The 1,164-nt window shown below is 58.4% G+C and carries 2 pseudogenes; both read right to left on the minus strand.

Features of this window, described 5'->3' with window-relative positions:
- Nucleotides 1-157: pseudogene (locus tag EVC45_RS44770) on the minus strand (IS6 family transposase); the annotation flags it as partial.
- Between the two features lie 177 nt (nt 158-334).
- Nucleotides 335-1,164, minus strand: a pseudogene (locus EVC45_RS44775) (IS66 family transposase); the annotation flags it as partial.

Consider the following 1,164-nt stretch of genomic DNA (forward strand, 5'->3'; position numbering starts at 1 on the left):
ATTTCCACTCGCCTTTGATCTTGATATAGCTCTCGTCCATTCGCCAGCTTTTCCCAACCGGACGCTTGTGCTTGCGCGAGTTCCTTTCGAAGAGCGGCAGCAGTTTGATGACCCAGCGGTACACCGTCGAATGATCCACCGCGATACCACGCTCGCCGACTTTGTTCGGCAGGGTCTTCAGCAGATAGGGCCTGATGGTTGTGTTGCGGGTCTGAGATAATGCCGGCATCGAGTGAATCTATTCATTTAGCATGCCCTTCAAAGGTAAGCGATCCATCAGCGACGCCCGTCAGAGTGAGGCCTTTGGGCGCGTGATGTATGGTAGCGGGACGAGTCAGCGGAGATCGGGGGGCATCTTCCAGGGAAGCAGCGCGTCGTAGTCATCGACGCTCTTCGCGAGTGGGAGACGCTGGAACAGCCAGGTGAGATATCGATGGGGATCGATGCCGTTGGCCTTGCAGGTTTCAACCAGGGAGTAAAGATTGGCACTCGCATTTGCGCCGTCGACGGTGTCGGAGAACAGCCAGCTGCGGCGTCCAAGGACAAATGGCCTGATCGAATTTTCGCAGGGATTGTTCGATATGGGCCAGTTGCCATTCCCGACGTAACGGATCAGCTTCGGCCATTGTCCGTGCAGATAGGTCAGCGCCTTGCCGAGCAGGCTTTGAGGCACGACGCCGGACGATTTCTCGAGCATCAGCGCTTCGATGGCATCGAGCACGCGCGCACTGTAGCGTCGTCGCAGTCGCTGCCGTCGTTCGGTGTTCCATGTCTCAGTGCGCGCTTCGGCGACGAACAGTTTGCCGATCAGGTTGATGAAGCGCGTCGCGAGCAGATCGGGGGTGCGCGCTGCCTTCGGTACATTGTCTTCGGCCTTGACGAAGTACCGTCTCGCGTGAGCCTAGCATCCGAGATGCACGAGCTGATACTGTTGCGCGATTCCGTTGTAGGGTTCGTAGCCGTCAGTCATCAGGGCCGTGCCCTTGCGGATGCCGGCGAACAGTTTGTCAGCGAGCTGCGCGCCGCGTCCGGCCGTATAGGCGAAGCAGCGGATCGGGATACCGGAGCCAGTCATCTGCGACCAGAGGTAACTCTTCGTTTGCGGCTTTCGGCCTTCTTCTTTCAGCACCTGGAAGGTGGTCTCGTCGCTGAAGATCAGATCCG

This window comes from Paraburkholderia sp. UYCP14C (assembly GCF_004197395.1).
GTDB lineage: Bacteria > Pseudomonadota > Gammaproteobacteria > Burkholderiales > Burkholderiaceae > Paraburkholderia.